The following is a 25,979-nucleotide window of genomic DNA, read 5'->3' as shown; positions in this document are numbered from 1 at the left end:
AGCTATCGTTTCGCGATGAAATGCCGGATCACAGCTGCTTGAACTTCCGCTTCTGCGATCCGGCCCTTCAAGGAAACAGCCCGTTATTGTTTGTCAGCTAATTTGTAAGAAATACTGCCACCTATAGCGCCAAGATTAATACCGGTTACCTCCGGTTTAATTAAAATGGCGTTGCCCTTCTGATACACAGGGAAAATAACCGCTTCCTCCAGCACTTTCGCTTCCAGCTGCTTTAACGCTTCCCACCGTTCCTCAGGCTTGCTGGCCAGATCGCCTCTGCTCACCCGATCCGCGAGCTCATCATAGGCTTTCTCGCTCCATTTGCCAAAATTGTTCGGATTGTCCGTCGTCCACATCGCCAAATAGGTCATCGGATCGTTATAATCTGGCCCCCATCTGGTCAGGCCCACTTCATATTCGCCGTTGTACATCAGCTCGACGCGATTTTTCTTCGGCTGGGACTTGAGCGCGAAGGTTACGCCAGGCAGCGCTGTCTCAATTTCTGACTGAATGAACTGCGACACCAGCGTCGCGGATTCCGTATCCTCAAACAGCAGCTCCAGCTCAATGGCATCAATGCCAAGCTCGGCTTTCGCTTTTTCCCAATATTTCAGTGCTTCTTCTTTATTGCCTGATGGATAGCTGCCTGCCGTTTCCCGGAAGTCCTTCCCATCCGGCCCGGTCGCCAGAAGCTGCGGAACGGCAAAATCAGCTACGATGGAGCCATCCTTCAATATTTCATCCACGACCGCTGTTTTGTCATAAGCAAGCGAGAGCGCCTTGCGCAAATTGACATTTTCAAGACCGGGAACCTTCTGATTCGGTGACAAATACCATAAGAAGCCTGTCAGCACGCTATGGTATTCCGAACTTTGCTGATAGTTTGCAATTTGTTCGCCAGAGAGGGCGACGTAATCGATGTCTCCATTTTCGTAGGCAAGGACAGATTGCTGGGTATCTTTAATAATTTTATAGTTCAGGCCATCCAGCTTTACACTGGCTGCATCATAGTATTCGTTATTTTTTTCCAAATAAAAGGTTGTTCCGCCGACCTCCCATGTCTTCAGCTTGAACGGGCCATTGGCCAGCAGCGCTTCTGGAGTCAATGCATATTCCGTGCCTTTCTCCTTCAAGAAGGCTTCATTTACAGGAAAGAAAGAAGGAAAGGCGATTATAGAGTTAAAGAAAGGAATGGGGCGTTCAAGCTCCACCGTCAGCGTCTTGTCATCAACAGCCTTTACGCCAAGCTCGTCGAAGCTTTTCTCGCCGGCAATGATGGCATCGGCATTTTTCAAACCGGCTACTCCTGCGATGAAGCTGTATTCACTAGCCGTTTCCGGATTAACAAGGCGCTTCCATGCATATTCAAAATCATGCGCTGTAACCGGAGTGCCATTGGACCACTTCGCATCTCGCAGCGTAAACGTATAATGGAGGCCGTCCTCGCTCAAATCTACCTTTGCAGCTAAAGCCAGTTGGGGCACGCGATCCTCATCAATCGTATACAAGCCTTCTGTTGTAGCGGCAATCACTTCGAAGGACAGCCCGTCTGTCGCAATGGCGGAATCCATCGACGCAAGCTCCACATCTTTCCCCAAATTAAGCACCTTCAGTGGTGAAGGACTTGCTTCTGGCGCCAGGCTCTCTGAAGGGGCACTAGAGCTTTCAGCTGAAGCGGGCGTCGTACCCGAGCTCTGCTTTGCGCTTGTGCAGCCTGCTAATAATAAAAGGACCGAAAATAGGGCGATTGTTATCTTTACTTTTTTCAACAAGGTTTCCTCCCCAAATGCTAGAAATAAAAAGGAATCTCATTCCATGTAAAATTCAGGATGTTTCAACCTTTTTATGCATTATACAAGTCGATTTTTTTAAAGTCAACTAATCTTATCGGAATTATAAAATTAATTGATATAACGATAGAAAAATCAAATAACCCCTATCTCGGCAGCGAGACAGGGGAATTAGACAAGCCATTCAATGATTACTTAACCAGGCTCACACCAGCGGGCAAGTCCTGCATTGACCGCCTCCAGCGGCGCCGTTTCTGTACGGTCAATCGCCCACGCAATATAGCCATCTGGGCGAATCAATGCCGTATGGACATTTTCCCAATCGGTAGCCGCTTCTGCTATAGAAGCTTGCACGCCTTCCACATGCCCATATTTCTCCCAGTCGACTAGCTCGCCAAATTGGGGATCACCCGCAAGGTGTAGCAATACATAGGAGCCAGCATGCATGAGCTTATAAGATTTCAGAAGAGAGCCGCTCTCCAGCCTCAACGTAAGCTCCGAGAATCGGCGTCCATTCAGGGCATGCGGCGGAGAGTGCGGGTCGGGCGCATAGCCCACATTAAAGGCTGAAATTTGGTCAGACAGCAACGCATTGGCTTCGGGAATTTGCAGAAGGGATGACATTAGCTTTCTTAATTCCATTACGCCCGGAAGCTGTCTAATTAATAGAGCCTGCGCTTCGGTATTGCGGAGCAGCGCCGTGCTGACAGGGTAACGTTCCTCATGATAGCTATCCAAAAGCCAGTCCGGGGCCCAGCCATTCAGCTTGGCAGCCAGCTTCCAGCCCAAATTCACAGCCTCCTGCAAACCGACATTCATCCCCTGCCCTCCTGCTGGGAGATGAATATGCGCCGCATCTCCGGCCAGGAAAACCCGGTTTTTGCTAAAATGCTCAGCCTGGCGAGTTGCATTGCCGAATCGCGAGAGCCACTGCGCTTCTCGAATACCAAAATCTTGTCCATAAACACGCAGCATGCTGGACTTCAGTTCATCCAGTGTTACTGGTTCATCTTTAGGAATCGCCATCCGCTCGGTATCAAACACAATAACCCGGTAAATGTGCTTAGTCACAGGTACAATCATGATGCCGCCCTGCTCCGTAAATTGGGATACGGTTTTGCCTGGCTCAAGATCGGGCAGTTTGACGTCTCCAAGCATACAGGTAAAAGTAGCATCCGTTCCTAGAAATGCGATCCCCAGTTGTTTGCGGACAAGGCTCCCCCCGCCATCAGCGCCCACAGCGTATTCAGAAGTCAGCCTATATTCCCCTTCCGCTCCTATCGCCGTCACTTCAACACCTTCGTCGTGCTGGCGGATCGATTTCACTTCCGTTTCCCGGAAAATAGCTACCCCTAGCACTTTTGCCCGTTCCTCCAGCAGCTTCTCGGTTTCACTTTGCGCCAGAAATAATGTATAGTTCGAGGCTGAATCCAAAATCGAAAAATCCAACGGCGTTGGGAGGCCGGCAAAATGCCCTCTTGGAATCGGCCTCCCCCTCTCCAGCAGTTCCGGCGTCATGCCTCGCATATCTAAAATCTCCAATGTGCGGGGATGAATCGTTAATGCACGGGAATAAGGCGTAGTTTCCTTCAAACGCTCCAGCAAGCACACTTTTACATTAGCTAATGCCAGTTCAGAGGCTACCATCAAGCCGACCGGTCCACCTCCTACCACAATTACGCCATAATGCATCTTTCATCACACCTTTCCATCGATTATTCATCAGGTTTGCTCCGTTATCTTTGCAATGCTTTGCTCATAAAAACCGATCAAATCCAGCAGAAACCGCTTGACCACTTCAAGCTCGGCCTCGCTATAGGCATGCAAAATCCCCATAAATTGCGCTTGCGCCTTATCATGTATCTCTTCATGAATGGCATACAGCTGCTTGCCCGGCGAGGTCAGACGAAAAAAAACTTCCTTTTTGTTGTCGTTTAATTGTGTCCTACGTACCCAGCCGTTTTTGAGAAGGCGATTCGTCACCTTGGAGATATTTCCTTTGCTCAGTGCCATTTTATCAGCAATTGCCGTCAAATTAAGCGGCTCATGCTGCCCGATGCAGGCTACCACATGAATCTCCGTCATATTAAGCGGCGTATCGAATTCAATGCTTTTGCGCAGCTCCTGTAAAAACAAGCTACCTTCCTCCTGCTCAAACTGCTCCTGCTGATGCAGCAGCTTTATCAGCATTTCATAAACATATTGCTTGTTCATTTGATGTTTTTCCACGCGTAACCCATCCTTTTTAGCTTCACTCCTTTCAGTATAACGCATAAATTGTTTCAAAGGAAACAATTTGACCAATAAAAAATGTCCCGCAGCAGCAGATTACAGAACGGTTAGTTTCTTTTCAGCAGGTGTCCGGGTCTTCGCTTTCGGAATTTTATCATAATAGCCCATATGCAGTATACCGACTATTCGCTCTCCCGGCTTGACGCCGATGCCTTCACAAAACAACGGAGAATGGATACATTCAAGCGTCGACCAAACCATCCCAATCCCTTGCTCCCAAGCGAGCAGTTGAAAATTTTGGATAAGGCAGCTGACAGCCGCAAAATCCTCCTCCTGATTATGGGCATCTTTGTCTGCTTTCATCACAACAATTAAAAAGGCCGGGGTTTTGCTGTAATGCTGCGACATCATTTGCTTCATCTTTCCTGGCATCAGCTTAAGGCGCTTCAGATGGGACATCGATTCCATCATGAGATCGACCATCCTGGCTTTGGCCTCCATACGCTGGGCTGCAATAAAGCGCCAAGGCTCCCGCAATCCATGATTAGGTGCCCACACGGCATCATTTAACAATTGGAGAAGCAGCTCCGTCGCAATCGGTTTATCGTTAAACTGCCGAATGCTCCGTCTTTCCCGAATCGTAACTGCAATGCTCATTGAAATGCCCTCCTTCATTTTATTTTTCGCTCCAGAAATTTTGTTTCGAAGGAAACAATCCAACTATAGAAAGAGAATTAAATTCCGAAACCTCGTGTAAATTGTTTCCCTTGAAACAATTTAATCACAACTATCTGCCATTCGTCAATAAAGGGTTGAAACTGGTCGCCGCGCCAAAACCTATCGCTCCATTCCGCAATCAAAAAAACAAGAAGTGTCTTCAAACCGCTAAACCACTAAACGAGGGATTGATAGCGTGATTCCAGCCGTTCTAGACGGATAAGCCGCTTTTGCCCTATCATCGTTTGTGAATCGCCCTGTTTGAAGACACTCCCTAGCTAACTTCATTTTTTGATCATGACAGAGGCATTAGGAAGGATCGTCAGCTTCCGGTTCACCGAATACCGGATTCCCATCCTCATCCCAGTCGATTTTTTTTATTCTGGCATGGCGATTGGGGTCATACAGTGGATTGCCCACAATCTCCTTATAGCTCCGCGCATGATAGACAAGTACATTCTCCAGCCCGTCCTCCGCAACCGTGAAGCAGCTATGTCCAGGTCCGTATTGCCCTGTCTGCTCGCTCGTCTGAAACACCGGCTGTGGCGATTTGCTCCAAGCAGCCGCATCAAGCGGATCACAGTCCGCATTTGCTGTCAGAAGTCCCATGCAATAATGATGATCCGTTGCGCTTGCGGAATAGGTGATAAACAGCTTGCCGTTTCGCGCTAGCACGGCTGGCCCTTCGTTCACCTTGAAGCCTATGATTTCCCATGAAAGCTCCGGCTTCGTCAGAAGCACCTGCTCGCCGCGCAGCGTCCAAGGATTTTCCAGCTCTGAAATATACAAATTGGAATTGCCTGCAATATGCGGCGCTTTCTGCGCCCATACCAGATACTGCTTGCCCTTATGAGAGAAGCTGGTCGCATCAAGCGCGAACGTGTCCCAGGCGGTATGGATTTTTCCCTTCTCCGTCCAATTGCCTTCCAGCGGATTGGACGAAGCATTTTCAAGGACAAACATGCGATGGTTGAATAAGCCGTCAACGATTTCCTCGGAAGGCGCCGCCGCAAAATAGATATACCATTTTTCTTCAATAAAATGAATTTCCGGTGCCCAGATTAAAGCGCTCATTAGCCCAATGCCTGGCTTCGTCCATACAACGACTGGCGTACTTTCGGCAAGCTCCGTCAGCCCCTTTGCCCTGCGCAGCTCAATTCGGTCGAATTCAGGCACGGATGCTGTAAAATAATAATATCCGTCCGAATGCCGGTAAATCCACGGGTCCGCTCTTTGTTCGATAAAGGGATTAGGAAAAAGCTGTTTATTTACTGGATTAGCTGCATCTTTCATCGTTGTGAGCCTCATTTCGTCGTTAGCCTTTTACCGCGCCCGCCGTTACGCCGCCAATAATATAGCGCTGAGCGAATCCGTAGAAGATCATAATAGGAATCATGGACAGGATAATAGCTGCGAATGCCATATTCACCTGAGACGTATATTCGCCGAAAAACTGGAATTGCACGAGCGGCAGCGTGGAAACCGCTTTTTTCTGCACAAGCACCATAGAAACAACAAAATCGTTCCACGCCCCCAGGGCGCTAAGTACGATGATCGTCATGTTAATAGGCTTCAGCAGCGGAAAAATAATACTAAAAAACGTACGATACCGTGAAGCTCCGTCCAGCAAAGCCGACTCCTCCAGCTCCCTCGGAACCGTCTTGATAAAGCCGACATAAAGGAAGCAAAAATAACCGATTTGCACGCCCGTCAACGAGGTGATGAGCCCCGGCAGCGTATTCAAAATATGAAGGTCCGCCCAGGTTTTGTACAGTGGAAACATCAGCACCTGAAACGGCAGCATAATGCTCGACATAAATAAATAATAGAAAAACGTATAAAAGCGGTTATTGTTTCGGGCAATGACGTAGGCTCCCATGGAGCAGACGAGAATCGTCAGAGCAACCGTCGCCGACGTTGTCACCACACTGTTGCGCAGCGCAAGGAAAAAGTTGGAGGCTTCAATGGCATCCGCATAATTGCTCCAGGAAATGTGCTTGGGAAAGCTGAGCGGACTTTCGGCCGTCTCCATCGGCGTCTTAATGGAATAGACGATTGCGATATAGAAGGGGAACAAGAACAGCAGGCCGATTGCATAAAGGATAGCAATGCGAATTCGTTCCACCCACTTAGAGCGCTTGGTTGCTCGCGATGTGTTCAATATTCCACCTCCCTTCTGCGGAAATAGCCGGTAACGAGAACGGTAATAAAGAGAATGAACGCGAAAAGCACAATGGCGGACATCTGCCCGTAGCCTGCCTTGAAATAAGGGAATTCGTAATTGTAGACATACATAGCCATCGTCTGGGAAGACGTTCCTGGACCACCTTTTGTCGCAACCATCGAATAATCAAATTGCCTCAACCCCGTACCGAGCCACAAAGGAATGCAATACGTAAAGGCAGGCATCAGCAATGGGATTGTAATGCTGCGGAACTGCTGTACGATGCCAGCGCCATCAATGCGGGCCGATTCATACATGTCTTTGGGAATGGTTTGCAGGCCCGCATAATAGATGACCATCGCAAGACCTACCTCTTTCCAAACAGCAATGATGACAATGCCCAGCATGGCAGTTGAAGGATTGCCAAGCAGACCGCTATCGGTGTGGAATAAAATCGGATAAATATCACTGTAAATATAGCGCCAAATAATGGAGGCCAACACAAGGCTGATGACCATCGGCATAAAAATAAACGTCTTTAACAGGTTGACCCCTTTGAATTTGGTATTGAGCGCCACGGCTAGCAAAAGACCCAATACGTTCACGAGAATTGTCGTTGAAAAAGCGAAAAACAACGTATTTTTAATCGGCTCGATAGCATCGGTGTCGCTGAACAGCAGCTTGAGGTTGCGCAAGCCAACATAGTCATAGGTTGGGCTGATGCCATCCCAATTGGTAAACGCAATGTTCAGCCCGCGGAAAAAGGGGAAAATGACAACTAAAGAAAAAAATAAAAGAGCCGGAATCAGGAACGTAAAGGTTACGAGGTTGTTTTTGTATAGTCTCTTCATCCACTCACCGCCAAATCTTTAATAAGAATGTAGAGCTTTTCGGCGCCCCTATACGATTCAAGCGCCGAAAAGCTAGAGCTGTTAATTCATTTTATTGATTTTTGCAAAGCCATCATCCAGCTTCTTAATCGTCTCATCCACATTGCGCTCGGCAGGGTCGGTAACGAGGAAGAAGGTCATCACTTTTTGCCATGTATCGTCATATTGGCCGTACCAAAGCGGCTTCACCTGATTGTTGACAATTTTTCCGGATTGGAAAACGGCTTGGAACTCAGCCGAGATCGGGTCCTGCTGCGCTGGTTTAATATCTTTGGATATCGTACTGATGGTCTGTACGCCATCCGCCCAAATTTGCGCTCCCTCATCGGAGGCCATAAAATCAAAGAATTTTTTCGCCAGCTCGACATTCGCCGACTTGGCCCCGATCATCCATGTGTCATCCGTGGAATACGTCATGTAGTTGTCTTCTGGATTATCAGTCGCCGGGTACATAAACACTCCGAAATTGCCACTTGGATTGTAACTGCGAATGCTGCCAATCGCAAAGCTGCCCATAATATCCATCGCTGCTTTGCCTTGTGCAAAATATTGCAGGGAACGGTCATAATCAATATCTTTCGCGTCGCTGTTCGCATAGGCGCTAAGCTGGTTTACGCGCTGCAGGAAGTCTTTATAGCCAGCAACGTCCGAGAAGCTTTTTTCGCCAGCTATAATTTTGCTCGCATAATCTGGGTTGTTCACGAGCAGCGTCCCCCACATGTCCGGCCACATAAAGCTCATGTAGGAAGCTCCATCCTTCCATGAGGCTGCAAATGGCGTAATCCCTTTGGATTGCAGCGTCTCCGCAGCCTTCAGTAGCTCCGAATAGGTTTTCGGCACCTCAACGCCTGCCTCTTTAAATAAATCCTTGTTGTAAATGACGGCATTCGTCATCAAGTCAATCGGCAAACCGTATACCTTGCCTTCATAAGTGACATTTGGAATATAGGCTGGGTCGACCCTTTTAACAAAAGTCTCATTCGTGACGTCCAGGAAGGCTCCAGCCTTCGTCATGTCAACCATGCCTGCAGGGCGTCCAAATATAATGTCAGGCGTATCTCCTGCGCTGACTTTCAACTTAATGTTATCGTTGTATTTATCTACCGGCATAACCGAGATATCGAAGCTTACGTTTGGATTCAGCTCAGTGAATTTGTCTGTCAGCTTCTTGAAGGTATCTACCTTCGGCTTCTCAACCATGTAGTGAACGACGCTCAGCGTAACTTTCTCACCTGCGTCTGTTTTAGCAGGAGCGGACGCCTGCTCCGATGGAGATGCACCTGTCTTGGAGGAATCCTCATTGCCATTGCTTGCACTTCCGCAACCAGATAACATCGTTACTGCCAAAAACAAGGTGCTTGCCATTGATAACGCTTTCGCTTTTCTCATTTTGTTGACCTCCGCTTTAGTTATGGATGGGCATTTCGAATTGTAACCGCTTTCTATTTGGATTATAGAATAAAAAATAGCGATATTATATATCCAATTGGTTATAAAAATCACTTAATTATATTTTTCTTTTAACTCCCTCTATTTTGATGATATAGTATAATTATCTTTCCTTTTGAGGTGGCGCCAATGGGCAAATTGCCTTTATACAAACAAATACAAAGCTATTACAGAGAGCGGATTTTAACAGGCGAATTGCGCTACAAGGACAGAGTTCCTTCCGAGCAAGAAATTATGGAGGAATTCCGGGTCAGCAAAATTACGGTGAAAAATGCCTTGATCTCGCTGGCGGAAGAAGGACTGATCACCCGTATACAAGGAAAGGGCACCTTCGTCGCTCAAGTGAACGATGAGGCCCTCAGCGTAAAAACAGAGCTGCCAAGCCGTCCGCCTGCCGAAGGTTTGAATGACATTATTGGGTTTATTATTCCTACTCTGAAGACGAAGGTCATTCAAAAGCTGGTCGATTACGTAGAGCTTCATGCGAAGGAAGCCGGGTACCAGACGATTTTGCATATTACGAGGGAGTCCTCTGTGGAAGAGTCAAAAGCGATTAACAAATTGACCGAAATCGGGGTAAAGGGAATTATCGTTTTCCCAACCGAGGACGAGAAATACAACGAATCGCTGCTGCGATTATCGCTCGATAAGTTTCCCTTTGTATTTATTGACCGTTACCTGCGAAACATTGATACTTATCAAATTATTTCAGATAACGCAGCCGGGTCCTACGAGACGATCAATTATTTATTAAGCAAAGGGCATCAAAATATTGCTTTAATCTCGCCCGACAATACGAATACAGCGATTGAAGACCGCACGCTGGGCTTTGAGAAGGCATATATCGATAAACGTATCTCCATTGACAAAACACTGTGGTGCCATGTTCCGCTCGATATTTTACGTACAGACCAAGCCGAGCCATACGTCACGGCCTTCCTTAGCCTTCATCCCGAGGTGAGCGCCATCTACGCTTTATCCGCCGAAACGGCTCAAATTGCCTATCAATCGCTTGGGAAGCTTGACCGCCGGGAAACCGAAATCGTCTCCTTCGATAATCCCGACCTTCCGGGCATTTCCTATGTCAGCCAAAACGAAAATCGGCTTGCCCAAGCAGCTGTCACCTTGCTTAAATCGCAAATGGAGGGAGAATATTTGCCGCAGCAAACCGTCATTGAAGTAGAGCTGATCTTATTTGACTAGCTGCACCAGCTGCCATAGAATGAGAAAAAAACCGTTTCAAACCAAGTAAAGCCAAGAGGAAATTCCTCCTGGCTTTACTCAGCTTGACGGCAAAACGTTGCAGTATTGCCTGACTATCAGACCTTCTGGTACGAGAATAACGGTTTGCCTTCCCAAACCTTGCTCGGAATTTCCCGCTTCAATACCGGAATGACATCAGCGGCAAAACGCTCCATCTGCTCGCGCTGCTCCGCCTCCGTCAGCCCATCCACGCTTATGCTCAGCACCTCGTGCCCAAACGCTTGTTGATAATCCAAAATCTTCTCAATCACATGCTCCGCACTGCCGACAAGGGCGGGACCATTCGCAATATTATCCTCCAAATCCTTGAACGGCGATTGATTATGCTTCGCAGAATCCGTTGACTGAAAAGCGTTATAATAGGGGCGGTAGCGCCTAATCGCTTCTTCATTCGTGTCCGCCAAATATAAGCTGCCGGCTCCCGAGCCAACGACCGCATCCTTCGGATCATGCCCGTAAAACGCCCAGCGCTCACGGTAATGATCAATCAGCGCCTTATATTTCGCCTGTGGATGAAAGCTGTTGGAGGAAAAAATCGGCTCTCCGTATTTAGCCGCCAGCTCCGTCGATAGCGGGCTCGATGCGCTCCCATGCCAGATTGGAATGCGCGCTTGGAAGGGGCGCGGCTGCGTCGTCACCTTGTCGAGCGGAGTGCGGTAGCGGCCTTCCCAGCTTACCTCTTCCTCGGTCCATAGCCGATTAAGCAGGGCATACCGCTCCGCCATCGATTCCCACTGCTCCTCTTCCGTAATGCCAAACAGCGGATAATGCCGCGGATCATTGCCCTTGCCAATAATGAGCTCCAGCCGCCCGCCGGACAGATGGTCCAGCGTTGCATAATCCTCGGCTACGCGCACCGGGTCAAGCACGCTCAATACGGTAACTGTCGTAAGCAGACGAATGCGCGACGTTCTGGCGGCAATCGCCGTGAGAATGACCGGAGGCGACGAGGACAAAAACGGCGCGCCATGCCGCTCCCCCACCCCATAAGCGTCAAAGCCAAGCTTTTCTGCCAGCACCGCCTGATTTAGCACATTTTGAAATTTTTGCTGCGTGGTGAGCGCCTCTCCAGTGACGGCATTGGGAATATTCATCAGCAAGCTGAATAAAGCAAATTTCATGCTTGTGGCTCCTTTCAGGATAAAAAGTCAATATACCACTATTCACATGATTATAATATGAATTAAGTTAAATTCACCTTATCACCTGTTTCCTGCTGCCGTCTAATAGAGATTATTGATTTTCCAATTTAAATAATGAATACGAAAACGAATGGCACTGGGCTCGCGGAAAAGTCGGGGCTCTTTGGATAGTTACTGGGACAAAGGCACGCGATACACGCCTTCACTGCCGCCTGGCGCAGTCCCGATATATAAATAACCGTTATGATTGACCGCTGTCGTTATGCCATAAAGCGTGCCCTCCGGGTCATGCCAGCTCTCAAGCAGCTCCCCTTGCGGGCTGTATTTGGCGACAAGCCCATGCTTCACCGGGGCGCTGGCACCATTAAGCAGCGCTTGCGGCACTTTAGCCATCAGTCCAGCCAGCCACGGGCTGCTGTGCATTTGATCGGCAAACGCCAAGCGGGTCGTGAAAATGCCGACCCAGAAGTTCCCTTGTGCATCGCGCGTTACATTGTCCGGGAAGCCCGCCATATTTTCAGCAAAAATATCCGCCGTCCCCTGCTTCTCGCCCGCAAGCCAATAACGGGTCATCTGATAGTGATACGACTCCGCCACCAGTACATAATCCTCATCAGCAGACAGCGCAATTCCATTGGCAAAATAAAGACCGTCCAGCAGCACCGAGGTTTGCTTCGTCGCCGGATCATATTTCAGCAGCCGTCCATGCGGCTTGTTTTCCGCCATCTCCTTAAAGCTCACCTTGCCATAATTCGATGTATCTGAAAAATAAACCGTGCCATCCTTCGCGATATCGAGCTCATTGGCTAAATAAATCGGCTCGCCATCGACCGAATCGGCAAGCAGCTCTACCTCCCCTGCTGGAGATACCTTCAGCAGGCCTTTCTGTACATCGGTCACAATAAGATTCCCGTCAGCATCAAACATCATGCCATTGGGTGTTCCTTGCGTATCTGCAAACACTTCAGCCTGACCGGGATTGCCCTGCGCATCGAACGGAACCTTATAGATTTTACCGTCGGAATCGCCTGTATAGAGCTGTCCCTCCTTATCAAAGGTAATAAACTCTGGAAAATGCGGGGCATCCGTAACCAGTTGGGCGGAGCTGAGCTTGTCGTTCTGCTGCCAAGGCCCTTCCGCCTCGAAATCAGGCGCGGTTGGCGCGATCCATTTTACCGGGTCGACTGGGGATGGTATTGCAACAAACACCAGCGCACCTGCCACGAGCAGCCCTACTAGGGATAAGGCCACCCGGCTGATGATTTTTCTTTTGGCGGAAGCTTTCGGTTTTTTCACTGTAGTTGTCATTTAAATAACTCCTCTAAGTTGATGTAATTGCGAATGGGATGGTTAGCGCGGCTTCAGCATGCCGCCTACGATACGAAGCGACTGCCTGCGGGTGACGAAGCGCGACAGCTGCGCACCGAGATAATTTTGCATGCCAGGTACAAAATACGACTTGCCTTGCGCCAGCTTGCGCAGCGCCTCCTTGACGATTCTTTCCGGTGTATCTTTTTTCCCGACGGAAGCGGATTCCGTACCTACGACCTTAAAGAAATCCGTATCGGTCGAGCCGGGACAGAAGGCAAAAAATTTCACGCCGCGGTTGCGATTTTCCCACGATAGAGCATCCGTGAACGATAAGACGAAAGCTTTCGTCGCCCCGTAGACGGCCATATAAGGAAGCGGCTGAAAGCCAGCGGTGGATGCTACATTAATGACGGTTCCTGAGCTTCTGCGCAGCATGCCCGGCAAAAATAGATGGGTCAGGTTCACTACCGCTGCAACATTGAGCATAATCTCCTCATGCTGGCGCTCGCCCGATACTTGCTCGAACAAACCATGTGTAGCAAAGCCTGCATTATTAATAAGCAGCTCAATATCCAGCTTCAGCTGCTGGCATTGCTGATACAGCTCGCTCGGCGCACCCTCCTTGGACAGATCCAGCGCAATGACCTTTGCTTGTATGCCGTGCTTCTTGCTAAGCTCGGTGGCCAGACTTTTCAGCTTGCTCTCCGACCGCGCTACAAGCACCAAATGGCTGCCTTTCTCGGCCAATTGTCTGGCGAACTGCTCTCCTATACCTGATGATGCCCCCGTAACAAGTGTCCATTTTCCTTGAATATTCATATAACGTCCTCCTATTGATATACAATGTAATTTTAAAGAAACACTGTTACCAAACCTTTAAAAATAAGCACCATTACCGTGGGTTAGCCAAGTGAGCTTTCGTTTGGTAACAGTGTTTCTTTATAGAACCATAGTAATTCAGTCTGCTCATGCTGTCAATGCTTTTTTTATCATTCAAAAAATTCCTCTACAGCCGGTTTCTAAGCTGCTCGGTCAACCTTCCACTATATCCCGCTTCCAGCCTGCTGTTAATTCGCATTGACAAGCCCACGTCGTCTGTATAGAATTTGGGTAAGTAATTTGGAAACTCTGTTTCTGATTAAAAACAGATTGACCGAGACGAAGGTGATAAAAATGAGTGAACAGGATCGTTCCCTTAATACGAATAAACGCGAGCTGAAAACCTACCAGGAAGCACGGCTGCAAAATACCGAAAATCTCCGCAAGCTCGTCGTAGATGCTGCGGCTACTATTTTGCAGGAGGAAGGCCCTGAGGCGGTTACCGTTCGTAAAGTTTCACAGAAAATGGGCTGCTCCACCAAAATCATTTACAGCTTGTTTGTGAATAAAGAGGGTCTAGCCCAGCAGCTGTACCTCGATGGCTGCAAAATAATGGCTCGCGAGTTTGAAGCAACGCCTGCACTAGCCGACCCGAGAGCGCATTTGCTCGCTTTAGGCGAAACCTACTGGCAGTTTGCACAGCGCTACACCAGCTACTACAAGCTGATGTTTGGCGGAGCATTCGGCGATTTCAAGCCGGATGAGGAAAGCATGCAGGGCACCGTGACGGCTATGCGGCAATTAATCCATGTCATCGGCAGCGCCCAGCAGCAGGGTCTCTTATCAGCGGCGGCACCGACGGATACGATAGAAATTGTCCGCCTCGTTTGGGGCGCCCTCCACGGTGTCATCCATCTGCAAATGGGCGGGCATTTTGGCGATGTTCCCTCCGCCCACGCCACTTATCAGCAAACGATCTCCCTATTAGCGAGCACCTTGTTCGTTAAACAGGAAGGTTAAAATCGCACCCTGCCACTTAGCTGTTAGTCAAACTGCTAGATGATTAATCCGACGTCCTTATCCCAGCGTGAAAAAGCCGCCAATCCTCTAAACAGGACTGGCGGCTTTCTACCGATTATTTTTGATTCGCCGTCATGACGCTGACGACTTTCTCCAGTTGAAGCTCCAGAGAATACGGATCTTCCATAACGAACTCATCGCCGTTTTCGCCAAAGGTGCCGTATTTATATAAGTGGCCCTTTTGCACGGCAGGCAACTGCTTCCACAGCTCGCTGTTCAATATTTCCTCGCTTCCTTCGTCCTCTGCCCCGTATAAGAAGATATGATCGCCCGTATATTGAGACAAAACCTCCAATGAAATACTTGCAAAACCATCCTTCATATCTTTCGCCTGCTGGGTTGGCGGCAGCTCCAGCATTTGATAAATGGTCGAGCTGCCATAATTGCCGCCCTCAGCCGCGATGACATACAAGGCTTTGTATCCGAATTGAACGATGGAGACCGTTTCGCCTTCCTTGACGATTCCGGCTATTTTCGCTTTGGCCTCTTCAACCTTTGTAGCATACTCTGTGATCCACTGTTCGGCTTCCTTCTCCTTCCCGAATATTTTGCTGACGTTCCGGAATTTCTCCAGCGGTCCTGCTGTCTTCAGTTCTTCCCAATAAGGCAGAAACACCGTCGTGCCTACCTTCTCGTATTGCTCAATATTTTCATCAATAGAGCCAATAATGAGATCCGGCTCCAAATACGTCAGCTTCTCCAAATTCATTGGAAAACCGCCCAAATCCTCTATGCCATCCAGTACATCCTGCGAAATGCCGGAATCCCCAAGCCAGGCCTCATTCAACATAAAACTTCTGACCCCAACTGGAATAATGCCCAGCTTCAACAGATGGCCCATATATTGATCGGCGGCAACTCGCTGCGGATTGGCAGGCACCTCTACGTCTCCTTTAGGCGTAGCTACGATTCTCGTCGCAGCTTGCGGCTCCGCTTGCTGAGCCGCAGGCGATGTCTCCGCATTTGCAGCACCAGCCGACTGGTTAGGCGCAGAACCCGAAGGGCTGACACTTGTATTTGCTGCTCCCCCGCATGCACTTACGAGCAAGGTAAAACACATCACTAAAGCCATAACTGCTATTTTCGTTCTTCTTTGCATCAATAATTCTCTCCCTGTCCGATAATGAAAATGATTTTCAATATCATTATAAGGATAAAACGGAGGCTGCAGAACGACAATTCCTTGCATCGATAAGGGCAAATCCCGACCTTTCCCTTCCATGCCAACCTTCTCTCTATATCGAGCTGGAGAAATCCCCTTATATTTTTTGAAGCTGCGGCTTAAAGAATGGGCATCCGGGAAGCCTACATTTTCGGCAATTTCCTGCAAGGTGGCATCCGTCCGCAGCAGCAGCTGCGTCGTTCGCTGGGTGCGAATCAGGCCTAAGTAATGCATAGGGCTGCTGCCTGTTTTATTTTTGAACAATCTCGATAGATGCCCTTCACTGCATTCCAATGCCGCAGCGATCGTTTCCAGCGTGAGCGGATTATTGTAATGTTCATGAATATAGCGAACGGCCATTGCTGCCAAGTCCGGCCGAATCGGGTCTATTTCCTGCTGATGCCATTGCCAGAGCAGCTCATACACGAACTGGTAAAAGCCCGCCTTCACCTGCAGCCTGCCAAGCCCCGTCTCCTGCCTCCACTCCTCATACAGACGCTCGACTTTATCGAATAAAGCAAGCGGAGCACTGGGCTCAAACGCATATTGATAATGGAAAGGGTTATCCTTCTCTATCCGCTTCGCCAAATCCTGTGCGCTTGGCAGCGCAAGTGTCGGCTTGTACAAAATCATATAATATTCCAGCTCGTCCTCTGCTAAAATAGCCAGATTCATGCCTTTGCCGCCATGAAAAATATGAAATCGCTTGGCCAAATGCATTTGGCGGTCCAGCCAGATTTTCGCGCTTCCGCGCACCGTATACATAAACACACTAGCTGGCAGCCGATAAGAGGACAGCTCTTCCCCTTTGTCCATTGCCGAATAGCGAATATCAATTATTTTAATGAAAACATGGTTCCATAATCGTATATGTTCATTTAATTGCATACTGCCGCTCCACTCCTCTATTGCAAGCCCATCCGAACGATTATATTTAACCCCATTATAATTGATAATCATTCTTAGCGGCAACCAATTCAGGATGATTTAATAAGCAGTGTCCAGTATAAAAAATGGTATGCAGGCGGCGACCTGCCACAATAAAAAACGCTCTGCTCTGAATGATAAGAGCAGAACGTTTTATTTTCAACATAGCCGCCTTACGGTCACTTGCTCGCTGTGGTCGCCAGCAAAGCGTTCGTAATGACATCCAGCTGCGTATTCAAGGAATAAAGATCGGTGTAATAAAATAAGCCAAAATCAGCTTCGATGACTTTTCCAGCCTTCACCGCAGGCAAGCTGCTCCAAACGGCATGCTCAGACAGGTCGTCCATCCCCTCCCATGAGGAGCGCAGCACGTAATCACCCATAAATTGTGGCAGCACTTCCATGGATACCATTTCGCTTTCTACCGTTTTCGTCTTATCGATCTTCTGCTGAATAATCTCCGGCGCTTTCATGCCTAAATAATCATAGACGATTTGCGAGCCCCGTCCGTACTCCTTGCTTTCAATGACCAGCATTTCTTTATTGCCGCCTTCGACAATCGTAATCGTCTTGTCCAGCAAGCCCGCTGTGCGAAGCTTTTCTTTGCTTTCTTCTACTTTGCTCTGGAAGCTGTCCAGCAGCGCCTGCGCTTCCTTCTCCTTGCCGAATACTTCGCCAAGCTTCTTAATCCGCTCCTCTGTCGAGATTTGATCAGCTGGAATAAGCACGGTCGGCGCAATATCCTTGAGCATCCTATAATTATCCTCGGAATTGGCAATAATCAGATCCGGATCAAGCGCCATAACCGCCTCCGGGTTCGCTTCATTCCAGTGGCCCAGCGATTCCACACCTTCCAATTGCTCAGAGAAGGCTGCTCCATCATAAACCTCAGAAATACCGATTGGCTTAATGCCAAGAGCAACCGCATCACCAAGCATATACAGCACAACGATCCGTTTCGGCTCCGCTGGCACAACAACATCTCCTTTTACAGTGGAAATGGTCCTTGTACTCGCTTCACCAGCCGTATCGGCATTGGCCGCAGAAGTTGCTGTTACGTTCGTCGTAGTCTGGGATGTGTTTGAACCCGCATTGGTTCCTCCCGCTGAGCAAGCGCTAAGCAGCAGCGTCAAGCTGAGCAGCACGCTCAATACTAGTGCTGAATTTTTATTTCGTTTCATATTTGTAAACCCTCCGCCATAATATTGATAATGATTATCACCACCATCCATACTATAACGTTGCTGTTCGTACGATCCAATGGACAATTTGGTACTGCCGAATGGACTATCTTCCTTTATGCCGCTGCCTCGCTCCTTGGCCTGATAACGCGCTGGCGATAGGCCCGTCTGCTTCTTAAATAAACGGCTGAAATAATATTCATCCGCATAACCGACATATGCCGCGATATCGCGAAGTGTGGCACCCGTCTCCAGCAGCAGCTTTTTCGCTTCCTTAATGCGAATTTGAATAAGATAGTCAATCGGGCTTGCGCCCGTCTGCTTCTTGAACCTCATCGACAGATAACGCGGACTGTAATTAAAGCGATTGGAAAGCTCATCCAGCGAGATGCCCTCCTGATAATGCTCGTGCAGAAAACGTATCACCTGAGTCACAAGATCCGGCTCGCTGACGGCCGCCTCCGTTGTTTTCAGCTGGCCCAGCACCTCGTGCACAAATTGGTAGAAGAGCCCCTTAATTTGCACGCTGCCGAGACTTCCTTCATTTCTGAGCGTCTGATTCATCGTCGACATCAGCACGAGCATAGCCAGCGGTTCATCGGGCTCAAACCCATATTGCATTTCAAAAGGGCTTCGGCGCTCCAGCAGCTGCCGAATTTCCCTCCAGCCAGAGAAAGCAAGCTTTGCCCGATAATACAGCAAATAAAATTCAAACTCTTCCTGGGCCTCGATTTCCAGCCGCATGCCCTTTGCGCCATGCAGCAAATAAAAACGCCGTGATTTATGAAATTGGCCGTCCAAATGCAAGCTCGCTGCACCTTTTACCCCATACAAAAAACCGCTAGCAGGAAAACGATAGTCGCCCAGACGCTCCCCCGCATTCATGACGATATGTCTGATATCAAATATTTTTACCGCTGTATGATTCCATACGGCTATATGCTCACCCAGCTTCACACTGCTTCTCCCCTACTGTAGCCAAACCGCTTTTCCCCCATTATAAATGATAAACCTTCTCAATAAAAGTTGAAAAGAATAGCATGTGCCCAATGCGCATGCTATTCATCAATACGATTCACCCGCTTCCTGCTGCGGGAGCTGTTATTATAGGCTGAGCAGGTTTCGTGTTGCCCTTGTTACAATCCGCTTCGTTTGCTTCGATTCGGACTGCTCCTGCCAACGCTTGCAAACCTGAAGCACCCAATCCGGATTCGTTTTGCCAGCATCATTCAGCCAATTGCTTACCGAATCCTGCACATATTTTGCCGGGTCGGAGCAAACAGCCTCCAATAGCGGCAAAACAGGAGCAGGCTCTTCCTTTAAAGCCGCAATATGCTTGGCCCATACGCCTACCGGGCGCGTCGCTTCAATGTCTAACCGCCGAATATGGGGATCGGCATCCGTTACCCAGCCCTTGAAACAAGCCAATGCTGCGCTTAATTCGCGAATAATGGGCTCTCTGACGGCCATCCAAGCGATTTCGCGCACGCCAAAATGAGGGTCTGCTGCATACGGACGGATGCCAGCCAATTTCTGATGCGAGAGCGAAAAGTTAATTTTAGTGAATTCGCCCGCGCTCGTAAGGCCTGAAGTCCTTGCCGAGCCGCATAAGCGCATGCAAAATTTTATCATGCAGGTTCCCGAGCGCCAAATGCTGCGTCAACTGGCTCATGCCGTTCAGGCGTTCGCTTAATACTTGAAGCAGTGATAGCATAAACCGGGGCCGATGCAGCAGAAAATTTTCAAATCGCTTCGGGTCCATTAAGCAAATATGGCTGTCTTCGGCCGCTTCAATGTAATGGTTCCGCGTACCAAACGAAATCATCGCCATTTCCCCAAATACATTGCCTTCGCTCAAAATATCCGAGGTGAACTGCTTGCCCTCCGCGCTAACCTGATACAAGCGCACCTTGCCCTTTTTCACAAAATAAAGTCCTTCGGCAAAGGATGTCGGCGTCTGAATAAATGTATTTTTCGGAAAAGGCGTAATGACGGTCAGCTCCTCCATCTCGATTAAATCTTCCATCGACAAGGAATGAAGCAGATTAAATTGCGACAAATATTGAATTTTATCCACGATGGGCCTATCCGCTTCGTACATAAACGAGCAGCTTCTGAAGCCAAGCGACGTCGCTCTGGATCAAATGGTAGGCATGGTCCGTCAGCAGCTCAAGCGGCTGCTGCTTGTCCTGCGGAATTTGCAGCGTATCCAGATCGGTTTCCTCAATCAGCCTGAGTTTAGCCTGGCGCTTGTCAATCGCTTCCTCGATCAAATAAGCCAGCTTGTGTTTATCGATCTTGTCCAAATAAAAAAGCGTAGCATATAAAGCCGTTATGCTCGTGACGTTCTGATAAGCGGCATAAATTTCGGTTTCCAGCGCTTTGAGGCCTTTATCTGTAATGCCGTAAGTCGTCTTTTCTGGACGATTATCCGATTGGACGACCTCAAGCTTTTGAATAAGCCCTTTTTTTTGCAGCACATCAAATTGGTAATATAGCGTTCCATCGTTTATGGGAATCGTATTGCCGAGCGACTTAAGCAGCCGTTTTTTTATATCATACGGATGGCTTTCCGCTTCGCTCAACGTTCCAAGAATAAAAATTTGCAAGGTCATTGCATCGCCTCCATCACTAGCTTAAAGGGCTGGCAAGCTGCTAATCCGCCTGCCAACCCTTTTATTTTACATGAATTGCGGCTGCGCTGCAGTCGTATTTTCCTCGGTCGTTGTTTTAACCCCTTTAAATTGGTGAATCAGCGTATTGATCAGCAGTGCTCCAACACCAATTAGCGCGAGCCCAAGCAAATACTTTGACGTCTGCCCCCCGCCGAAGAGCAGGTTGTAATCCAGCTGAATCGTATAAAACATCGGGGAAATGTAGCTGATGGCTTTGAACAAGCCTGGCATCATTTCCTGCGGCATCATCGCTCCGCCTGCGATGGTCTGCGACAGCAGCAGCGGCATATTAAGCAGCATGCCCGCTTGGCCGGCTAGCATGCAGAAGATGCTCGTAAACGAAATAGCGGTAAATAATTCAAGGGCGTGCACCATCCACACTTTTAGAAAAGTCTCGGCACCATAGCCATGAATGGAGAAATAAATAGTCAAGCCAATGAGCGGAACGATCAAGGCCAGCAGCGCATTAAGGCCCTGCAAACTGAAAAAGGCTTTCCATTTGCCAAGCTGCCCTTTCAACTGCTGCAAGGCGCCAACACTAATCATGGAATAAATCATGGCCCCAACATAACCAGCCATCGCCAGAAACATAGGTGCCATCTGATTGTGCATGCCGGCAGGCTTCGGGTTGGTCACAACCATATTGGGAGTAACTTTGGTCATGACGCCTTCCACCATCTGCTTCGCCTGATCCTCTGACAGCTTCATATTTTGCAGCAGCCCTTCAAAGCTTTGCGTCTGAATTTGGGCGACCATTTTGCTGGAAATTTGGTCAGCCACGCTTTGCATCGCACTGCTTGTCGTAGCCGGATTAGAATCATTCATGAAAAAATCCAATTGGGCCTGTTCACCCGGCTGCGAAAGCTGCTGCGTAAAATTTTGCGGAATATGGACGATTAAATGGACGTTGCGATTGTCCAGCTCGGTTTTGGCCTGCTCCAGACTAAGCGTAGTATTGATATGGAATGGCAGCTGCTCTTTCAATTGCTCAACCATCTTCGCTCCGGTCTGCTCATCCTCGCTTACAATCGCCACCGTGAGATCAGGCAGGTTTTTCGGTACCGCACTGTACCCGTACATAAACATCCCGATCATCGCGATTTGATAAAAAACCATCATAAAAATGCCGCCGATTACGATTTTGTTTTTCAAAAATGCTTTCATGCTCCACTCCACCTTATACTTTATTTTATATACTTTAATTAGAGTAATTAATTCAGTGTATGCTGTCAATGTAAAAGGCTTCCAGATATAATTCGGTATACAGTATACAGCTAGCTGGCAATGAGCTTTCCCGTCTCGGCAAGCCACGTGCCTGAACAAATAAAGAGACGGGAAGCGGCTGCTCCCCATCTCTTTATTTGTTTGCTATAAGGGCTGTTGATTCAATCGCTCCAGCTTATCCGGATTGCGGATAATATAAATATTTTGCAACAGCTTGTTTTTCATATGGAGGAATACGGCGGAGGTTATGCGCGCTTGCTGCCTGAACATGATGGTGGTCTGGCCGTTCAGCTGCTTGATTTCGATGCTGAAGCGATCGTCCTCTCCTTCGCCTGCCTTGCGAATGATGCCCAGCAGGAAACGCGCCACATGCTCGCTCGTCTGGATCGGACGAATAGCGGCACTCACCTTGCCTCCTCCATCGGATAGCAGCATGGCGTCTTCAGCAAGCATAGACAGCACCGTATCGACCTTACCCTCGGACAAAGCTGCGAGAAATTGCTGCGCCCACTCGTCGCTAACTGCGCCTGCCCCCGCAAGCTCCTGCTCCGAAACGCCCATTTTTCCCCGGGCCCGGCTAAGCAGCTTGCGGCAGTTCATTTCACTTTTGCCCGTAATTTCCGCTATAGCGGCATAATCGAACGAGAGCGCTTCTCTGAGCACAAATACCGCCCGCTCGGCCGGAGATAGACGCTCTAACAATGCAAGCATCGCATAAGATAGCAGTTCACCGCGGATGATGGCTTCAAATACATCCTCAGCGTTCATTTGCAGCGGCTCGGGCAGCCATGGCCCAATATACTGCTCCCGGCGTTTGCGCGCAGATTTGAGCAGGTCATAGCAATGATTCGTCATCATTTTGCATAAATACGCCTTTGGCTCCTGCAGCCGCGCCGGGTCCACTCGCTGAAGCTTGATGAATACATCCTGAACTGCGTCCTCCGCGTCACATACCGAACCGGTTAGCTGATACGCCAGCTGGAATAAAAGATTTTTGTACCGTTCATAAAGCTCCGTCACTTCGCATGCCCCCATCTATGCTTGCCTGCACTACTTGTATCGATCATATCAAGCACACCATTAGGCGTCCATACGCATCATTAAGCAAGCCCCTTGTCTCCTGTAAATCCATTTGCCCATATAACGAGGAGAGGCTGGTTTTTGTGACATTTTGTGTTGATTTGAATTTTTGTGTGAAATGAATTATACTTGGCGATATGTTTAAACAATTAAACCATATAGCGGAGGAGTGGAGCCATGAGCGAATTTATCGGCAATCAGAAAGCGATTCACATTTTTGAAAGTTTAAGCCCTTATTTTCAAGGCTTGGGGGACCCTGTTCGCCAGCAAATTATATCGCTGCTAATCGATAAAGACAGTATGAATGTAACGCAAATTGCTGAGCATATTCCGATGTCGCGGCCTACCGTTTCCCATCATCTAAAAATATTGCGCCAGGCAGGGCTGCTTACCGTTCAGAAAAAAGGAACCGAAATGTATTATCGGCTTGAAATCAATGATGCGATTGCGCTTATGAAACAGCTTGTCCAATTCGTAGAAGAGGAATGCCAATGCTAGTGCCAATATGAGGCTAGCTTGCTGCCATTCCTTTTTCAAACGGCTATAGGTTGAATAACTTAAACATATAAACATTTAATCGGAGGTTCATTTTATGAATAGAAACAAGGTTCTTATCGTTGGGGGATATGGAGAAGTTGGCAGGCAGATCGCCCACATTTTACTTGAGCGGCATGCGAATTTGGAAATAGTATTGGGAGGAAGGTCACCGGAGAAAGCGAAAGCCTTCGAGTCTCAACGCGTACATACTGCCGTTGTAGATACGAATGCGGAAGATCCGCTCCAGCATGCAGGCGAGCATATTTCGCTCATCATTAGCGCAGTCAACGATTTGCAGGATAAGCTGCTTCTTGCTGCCGTGAGAAGAAAAATCCCGTTTATCGACGTGACGCGCTGGACGGAGCTATTCGAGCAGGCTTCTGCTAAATTGAGAAAGGTGGAGCTCCATGCTCCTGTCGTGCTGTCTTCGGGCTGGATGGCAGGAACGGCCTCGCTATTCGCTATGCTGCATGCCGATTCGCTTGACAACGTAGCTGTCGATATCCATGCCCTATACTCCCTGCGGGATAAAGCAGGCCCGGATTCTACCGCATACATGGATCGGATGACCATCCCCTTTCATATTACGGAAGCGGGGAGGAACCGGCTTGTCCATCCGATGACCGATCCGGTGAAGGTCCAGTTCCCCAATGGCTACAAGGCAAAATGCTATCGGCTTGACACCCCTGATCATGTAACACTGCTTAAGGCAAGCCATATTCACACAGCCAGCTTCCGCATCTCCTTCGACAGCAAAGCATCCACCTCTCTGCTTGTGGGACTCGTTAACAGCGGCATATGGAAGATGATCAGCGGAAAAAGGTTCCGCTCGTTCAGACAGCGTCTGCTCTACAATCCAGGTACCGGCAGCGCCCATCATGTGCTAATTCATCTAAAGGGACACGACCCTAATGGACGCCTGGTAGAGCGGCGAATCGCCATTTCGGACCCGCTTGGCCAGACACACCTTACCGCTTTGGGCGCTGCTGTCCAAGCCGAGAAATTGCTGTTGATGCCTGAAAATGAACCGCTCGCCCCCGGCGTTTATTATCCAGAGGACCTGCCGGACTCGCGGATGGACAAGGCTGCGATTATGGGCTTTTTCAAACAATATGGCGTTCTTTTCTCCTACTAAATTAGAGCGTCATGAAGCTTCCGTATTTGGCCAAATACTGTTCCTTTTCTTTATAATCCGGCATAATGCTGCCTACGCGCCGCCAAAAGGAACGATCATGATTCATATGGAATAGATGGCAAAGCTCATGAATAATGACGTAATCAATGACATCAATTGGCGCCATCGCCAGACGATAATTGAAGGTCAAATGCTTAGTTGCGCTGCAGCTTCCCCACTTCGTCATGGACTCTACGATTTCAACCGTTTTGGGCTTTATTTTCAGCTGCGCCTGATAAATAGGCAGACGTTCGCCAATTATTTTTTTGCAGCTTGAAAAATAAAACTTTTTGAGGTTTTTTCGCAGCTCCTCCTCTGTTAAACCGTTCGTCTCGATTAATTCATGCAGCAAATGCTCTTTGCCAAGGTAGAGAAATTTTTCTTTATCTTGGTATTGCTTCGTTTGGGGCGCTTTATTAGCCTCCCCAAGATGCCGCGTCTGCTCCAAAATCCATTTGCCATGCTGCCCGACGGCCCGTTTAATGACCTCTTCACTTGCCGCCTTCGGCGCTTTAACCGTGATGAAGCCTGAAGGCTCGATCTGAATGGAGATTTTCTTTTCCCGATTGCCATATTGAACATGAAACGATATCGTATGATTTTCAAATTCAATGTTCATCGGCTAGTTATAGGTCATCCAGGCTGTCGTGCCGAGCACTTCAAAGTTTTGTTTATACCAGAAGTTCCGTGATTTATCCAGCGTGTACACATACATTCTCTTTTTCGGATATTTCGCTTTAAGCCAGTTGATAAAGGAAGCCGCATGGCCTTTGCCTTCATATTCCTTTAGCACATCGAGCGCTTCGATAAAAACAAAATCCTTTTTATTTTTAATGTCGATATAAAAGTCTTTTTCCAAATATTTTTCGTCATCGCTAAAATAATCTTTTTCCGCTTTTTCGATCAGCTGCTTGCCGCTCGCATATTCCCAGATGACGCCGTATCCGACCATCGTCTCGTCTGTTTCAATTATATAAATGTTTTCCGGCAGCTCCGCTTGGTCCTTCTGGCTCAATTCGCTTGCATGATAGGTCGTCGTAATCTCGCCGAGTGTGTTCTGCATTTCTTTATCAAATGGTTTCGCTATAATGCTAGACATGATTTTGATCTCCTTTTTGTCTGAAAGCTTATCTTCTAGTCGCTCTGACTCGTGACCGTTATC

Annotated in this window: 23 protein-coding genes and 1 pseudogene; 4 read left to right on the top strand and 20 right to left on the bottom strand. The window is 48.4% G+C overall.

The genetic code is table 11. The features are described 5' to 3' along the window. Positions 1-83 precede the first annotated feature (83 nt). From AC6B99_RS09400 to AC6B99_RS09365, 8 genes are all read right to left on the bottom strand, one after another. Positions 84-1,769 (bottom strand): peptide ABC transporter substrate-binding protein, encoded by a 1,686-nt coding sequence (locus AC6B99_RS09400; RefSeq protein WP_496663240.1) that lies wholly within the window; start codon positions 1,767-1,769, stop codon positions 84-86. A 216-nt stretch (positions 1,770-1,985) separates the two neighbouring features. Next, the gene (locus tag AC6B99_RS09395; RefSeq protein ID WP_056030003.1) at positions 1,986-3,482 is read right to left on the bottom strand and encodes a monooxygenase; all 1,497 of its coding nucleotides are present in this window, start codon (positions 3,480-3,482) and stop codon (positions 1,986-1,988) included. A 30-nt stretch (positions 3,483-3,512) separates the two neighbouring features. Next, positions 3,513-4,019 carry a MarR family transcriptional regulator gene (locus tag AC6B99_RS09390; protein ID WP_056030006.1) on the bottom strand — a complete coding sequence of 169 codons (507 nt, stop codon included), beginning with the start codon at positions 4,017-4,019 and terminating at the stop codon, positions 3,513-3,515. Positions 4,020-4,118: 99 nt separating this feature from the next. Beyond that, the gene (locus AC6B99_RS09385; protein WP_496663239.1) at positions 4,119-4,679 is read right to left on the bottom strand and encodes a nitroreductase family protein; all 561 of its coding nucleotides are present in this window, start codon (positions 4,677-4,679) and stop codon (positions 4,119-4,121) included. Positions 4,680-5,048: 369 nt separating this feature from the next. Next, entirely contained in the window at positions 5,049-6,032 is a 984-nt protein-coding gene (locus AC6B99_RS09380; protein ID WP_494858053.1) for a family 43 glycosylhydrolase, read from the bottom strand. A gap of 22 nt (positions 6,033-6,054) precedes the next feature. Beyond that, positions 6,055-6,900 carry a carbohydrate ABC transporter permease gene (locus tag AC6B99_RS09375; RefSeq protein WP_056030015.1) on the bottom strand — a complete coding sequence of 282 codons (846 nt, stop codon included), beginning with the start codon at positions 6,898-6,900 and terminating at the stop codon, positions 6,055-6,057. Further along, a complete protein-coding gene (locus tag AC6B99_RS09370) occupies positions 6,897-7,754 on the bottom strand; it encodes an ABC transporter permease subunit (protein WP_494878341.1) in 858 nt (285 codons plus the stop codon). The genes AC6B99_RS09375 and AC6B99_RS09370 overlap by 4 nt, the downstream gene beginning before the upstream one ends. An 81-nt stretch (positions 7,755-7,835) precedes the next feature. After that, a complete protein-coding gene (locus AC6B99_RS09365; RefSeq protein ID WP_494858047.1) occupies positions 7,836-9,182 on the bottom strand; it encodes an extracellular solute-binding protein in 1,347 nt (448 codons plus the stop codon). Positions 9,183-9,371: 189 nt separating this feature from the next. Between AC6B99_RS09365 and AC6B99_RS09360 the strand changes: the two genes are divergently transcribed. After that, on the top strand, positions 9,372-10,445 hold the full coding sequence (locus tag AC6B99_RS09360; RefSeq protein WP_056030022.1) for a GntR family transcriptional regulator: 1,074 nt from the start codon (positions 9,372-9,374) through the stop codon (positions 10,443-10,445). 116 nt (positions 10,446-10,561) lie between these two features. Here the strand turns inward: AC6B99_RS09360 and AC6B99_RS09355 are convergent, their stop codons facing one another. The 3 genes from AC6B99_RS09355 to AC6B99_RS09345 all read right to left on the bottom strand — a co-directional run bounded on the left by AC6B99_RS09355 (position 10,562) and on the right by AC6B99_RS09345 (position 13,777). Next, positions 10,562-11,626, bottom strand: coding sequence for an LLM class flavin-dependent oxidoreductase (locus AC6B99_RS09355; protein WP_056030024.1), 1,065 nt, complete (start codon positions 11,624-11,626; stop codon positions 10,562-10,564). A gap of 192 nt (positions 11,627-11,818) precedes the next feature. Continuing rightward, positions 11,819-12,955 (bottom strand): SMP-30/gluconolactonase/LRE family protein, encoded by a 1,137-nt coding sequence (locus AC6B99_RS09350; RefSeq protein WP_056030026.1) that lies wholly within the window; start codon positions 12,953-12,955, stop codon positions 11,819-11,821. Positions 12,956-12,997: 42 nt separating this feature from the next. After that, positions 12,998-13,777: an SDR family NAD(P)-dependent oxidoreductase gene (locus AC6B99_RS09345; RefSeq protein WP_056030029.1), complete on the bottom strand. Its 780-nt coding sequence runs from the start codon at positions 13,775-13,777 to the stop codon at positions 12,998-13,000. A 354-nt stretch (positions 13,778-14,131) separates the two neighbouring features. On the opposite strand from AC6B99_RS09345, the gene AC6B99_RS09340 reads away from it, so the two are divergent. After that, positions 14,132-14,797 carry a TetR/AcrR family transcriptional regulator gene (locus tag AC6B99_RS09340; protein ID WP_056030032.1) on the top strand — a complete coding sequence of 222 codons (666 nt, stop codon included), beginning with the start codon at positions 14,132-14,134 and terminating at the stop codon, positions 14,795-14,797. 115 nt (positions 14,798-14,912) lie between these two features. On the opposite strand, the gene AC6B99_RS09335 is transcribed toward AC6B99_RS09340, so the two are convergent. The 7 genes and pseudogenes from AC6B99_RS09335 to AC6B99_RS09305 all read right to left on the bottom strand — a co-directional run bounded on the left by AC6B99_RS09335 (position 14,913) and on the right by AC6B99_RS09305 (position 23,046). Continuing rightward, complete coding sequence (locus AC6B99_RS09335) at positions 14,913-16,979, bottom strand: AraC family transcriptional regulator (protein ID WP_496663238.1); 2,067 nt, start codon at positions 16,977-16,979, stop codon at positions 14,913-14,915. A gap of 146 nt (positions 16,980-17,125) precedes the next feature. Continuing rightward, positions 17,126-19,084 (bottom strand): AraC family transcriptional regulator, encoded by a 1,959-nt coding sequence (locus AC6B99_RS09330; protein WP_056030035.1) that lies wholly within the window; start codon positions 19,082-19,084, stop codon positions 17,126-17,128. Positions 19,085-19,231: 147 nt separating this feature from the next. Then, positions 19,232-19,663, bottom strand: a pseudogene (locus AC6B99_RS09325) (DNA alkylation repair protein); the annotation flags it as partial. A gap of 22 nt (positions 19,664-19,685) precedes the next feature. Beyond that, on the bottom strand, positions 19,686-20,228 hold the full coding sequence (locus AC6B99_RS09320; RefSeq protein ID WP_494858035.1) for a cyclic nucleotide-binding domain-containing protein: 543 nt from the start codon (positions 20,226-20,228) through the stop codon (positions 19,686-19,688). Continuing rightward, positions 20,212-20,742, bottom strand: coding sequence for a helix-turn-helix transcriptional regulator (locus AC6B99_RS09315; RefSeq protein ID WP_494858033.1), 531 nt, complete (start codon positions 20,740-20,742; stop codon positions 20,212-20,214). The genes AC6B99_RS09320 and AC6B99_RS09315 overlap by 17 nt, the downstream gene beginning before the upstream one ends. 66 nt (positions 20,743-20,808) lie before the next feature. Then, positions 20,809-21,966 carry a YhgE/Pip domain-containing protein gene (locus AC6B99_RS09310; RefSeq protein WP_496663237.1) on the bottom strand — a complete coding sequence of 386 codons (1,158 nt, stop codon included), beginning with the start codon at positions 21,964-21,966 and terminating at the stop codon, positions 20,809-20,811. A 204-nt stretch (positions 21,967-22,170) separates the two neighbouring features. After that, the gene (locus tag AC6B99_RS09305; protein ID WP_496663236.1) at positions 22,171-23,046 is read right to left on the bottom strand and encodes an RNA polymerase sigma-70 factor; all 876 of its coding nucleotides are present in this window, start codon (positions 23,044-23,046) and stop codon (positions 22,171-22,173) included. Positions 23,047-23,283: 237 nt separating this feature from the next. On the opposite strand from AC6B99_RS09305, the gene AC6B99_RS09300 reads away from it, so the two are divergent. Continuing rightward, complete coding sequence (locus AC6B99_RS09300; RefSeq protein ID WP_056030054.1) at positions 23,284-23,604, top strand: ArsR/SmtB family transcription factor; 321 nt, start codon at positions 23,284-23,286, stop codon at positions 23,602-23,604. Between the two features lie 94 nt (positions 23,605-23,698). Further along, on the top strand, positions 23,699-24,778 hold the full coding sequence (locus AC6B99_RS09295) for a saccharopine dehydrogenase family protein (protein WP_496663235.1): 1,080 nt from the start codon (positions 23,699-23,701) through the stop codon (positions 24,776-24,778). A gap of 1 nt (position 24,779) precedes the next feature. On the opposite strand, the gene AC6B99_RS09290 is transcribed toward AC6B99_RS09295, so the two are convergent. Together AC6B99_RS09290 and AC6B99_RS09285 are read right to left on the bottom strand one after the other, a co-directional pair. Beyond that, a complete protein-coding gene (locus tag AC6B99_RS09290; protein ID WP_496663234.1) occupies positions 24,780-25,436 on the bottom strand; it encodes a M48 family metallopeptidase in 657 nt (218 codons plus the stop codon). A 3-nt stretch (positions 25,437-25,439) separates the two neighbouring features. Beyond that, the gene (locus AC6B99_RS09285) at positions 25,440-25,916 is read right to left on the bottom strand and encodes a GNAT family N-acetyltransferase (protein WP_056030063.1); all 477 of its coding nucleotides are present in this window, start codon (positions 25,914-25,916) and stop codon (positions 25,440-25,442) included. Positions 25,917-25,979 lie beyond the last annotated feature (63 nt).

The sequence above is a fragment of the Paenibacillus liaoningensis genome, from assembly GCF_059609455.1.
The sequence above is the reverse complement of the archived record's forward strand: the minus strand, read 5'-3'. Positions and strand labels throughout refer to the sequence as shown.